This is a genomic window from Capnocytophaga sp. oral taxon 324 str. F0483 (genome assembly GCF_000318315.2).
GTDB classification, from domain to species: domain Bacteria; phylum Bacteroidota; class Bacteroidia; order Flavobacteriales; family Flavobacteriaceae; genus Capnocytophaga; species Capnocytophaga ochracea.
This window is the reverse complement of record NZ_KB291519.1, coordinates 1-908: the sequence shown is the minus strand read 5'-3', so window position 1 is coordinate 908 and position 908 is coordinate 1. Positions and strand designations below refer to the sequence as shown.

The 908-nt window shown below is 35.1% G+C and carries 1 protein-coding gene; it reads right to left on the bottom strand.

Annotated features, from left to right (window positions below; genetic code table 11):
• Positions 1-42 precede the first annotated feature (42 nt).
• On the bottom strand, positions 43-908 hold an 866-nt coding region (locus HMPREF9072_RS12345), incomplete at its 5' end, for a hypothetical protein (protein ID WP_009410932.1).

Here is a 908-nt window from a genome sequence, read left to right as displayed (position 1 = left end):
TTCTACAGTAAAATAATATTCATTTGTCATAGATTATATGGTTTAAGATTTAGTTTCCGATATTACAATGCTTTCTCGGTGTTGTCCAATAATATCTAATCCTGAGAGTACTCTCAGCAATTCTTCAAGGTGCTTAAGTACCTCTCCAATCCTTTCCATAACATTTTGAAGTTGAAGGTGTTCATATTTTTGGTTGTAAAACTTTTGTAGTAGCTGTTCAAGTGTGTAAGGCGTAAAGCCATTCCACTCCTGAAAATATTTAAAAAGTATTTCTTTCTCTTTACTGTGAATACATAATAGAACCGAGAGTAACACCCCTGTCAGGCCTCTTACCTGCTCATATACTCTTAGCGGAGAACTCTGCAAAATACGGGGTTCTGTCCCAAAATCATTTGCATAAAGATATTTTGTAAGCTCACTGCACAGCGTTAAAACATTTTCAGCAATAGCATTCGGGTGAGGTTGTGAAATTATTTTAGTGATTATTTGTTTTGCTAATTCAGTGATAGTACTTAATCTTTTAAAATAATCTTGAGCATAACCTTTTAGTAATAAATGTGCATCCATTGATAACGAAGGAGGTATATAATGCTCGCTTATACTGTAATATTCATCTTTCCGCTTGGTAAGTATTCCTACTATCACACAGTAAGGGTTCTCAATAACCTCATCTTCTTTTTCTGCAAGGCTTAGCTGTAAAATAGGCTGTGTGTAAGGGTGTCGCAAAGGATATTCGTTAGGATTAGGAATTCCTATGGGAGTCCTTTGGTAAGGAGCAATACTTAACACAATGTAATGAGAACTCTGGAAACTATTTGCCTGAATACGTTCGGTAGTGCAATGCAAATCGGTTTGGTTTTTTTCATCAAAAAAGATAGGAAATCCATTAGGGCAAATACCATAATATC